General features: G+C 31.6%; 1 protein-coding gene. It reads right to left on the reverse strand.

The features are described 5' to 3' along the window. Positions 1–1,145, reverse strand: a 1,145-nt coding sequence (locus AJN60_RS01510) for an autotransporter outer membrane beta-barrel domain-containing protein (RefSeq protein WP_148122477.1), incomplete at both ends; no start/stop codon positions are given.

Raw genomic sequence — 1,145 nt, forward strand, 5'->3', positions numbered from 1 at the left:
CCTCCTTCATAAGCAAGACCTATTTCAGGGGAGAATATATCTTTATTAGAAATAAAATTCATACCTAAGGCTGTATTGACTCCATAAGCATAAGAATTAGGTTCAGCTTTAGCTTCATTATTTCCTATTTTTTTAGTTAAATCATTTTTAATCAAAGCAGCTTTACCTTGAGCTTTGATATAAACTTCTTGACCTTTTTCTGTAGTAAATAAGGTATTAAAGTATTTTAAACCTGCATAATAGGTTCTATTATTAATATCAAAATAAGTTGAACCCATTTTTGTATCTTCATAACCTGCATACACACCATATATTCCACTGTCTTTTAAAGTAGAATAACCTATAATGGTTCCTTTAGTGTGTCCTTTACTTTCTTCATTCAAAGAAAGTTCAACATTCTGTGAAGAAGTATAAGGAAGGATGAATAAAGAATGTTCTTTATTAGAACCATAGCTTCCATTATTTAAATCACTCTTTATATAATCACTTGCATCTGCATATAAATTACCCTTTTCAGACATAGCGATGCTTTGAGATTTACTTGAAGAAGCTAAAGCAAAGCTTTGCATAGAATTACCCATAACATTATCTATAAAGGTAGATCTTCTTGAAGTAGTAGAGATTAAAGATCTAAAGGTTGCACCTGATATGGAGGCATTAAGATTAAAATCTGTAGTAAGCTTTCCTGTTATTGGATCAAAGCTTAAAGATATTTCTCCACCTCCATTGGTTCCTATATTGCCAATATTGTTTTGATTAACACCTGAGATGATATTGCTTATATTACCTAATTCTTCAAGATTAACATTGCTTTGATCTACAGTGATGTTTTCTACTTGTACATTATTTGCACCACTTCCACCTACAACTACAGTGTCTAATTTACCTGTTTCTTTATCTGTAGAAACAACCCAATCTTTAATTCCAACACTACCACTACCATTGTTAGTTACTGTATTACCATTGCTATCTTTACCTACTGAGCCTTGGTTGGAAATAACTAAATCAGCATTACCATTATTTGTAATACCTCCACCTATAGTAGCACCTTCTCCATTAGAAATTTCAAGTTTATTATCACTGTTATTAGTGATAGAACCGCTTATACCTGTATTAGAAGTAGAAGTGTTAGTGATGGAGTCAAG

The organism is Campylobacter sp. BCW_4323 (assembly GCF_001763115.1).
In the GTDB taxonomy this organism is placed as follows: Bacteria; Campylobacterota; Campylobacteria; order Campylobacterales; family Campylobacteraceae; genus Campylobacter_D; species Campylobacter_D jejuni.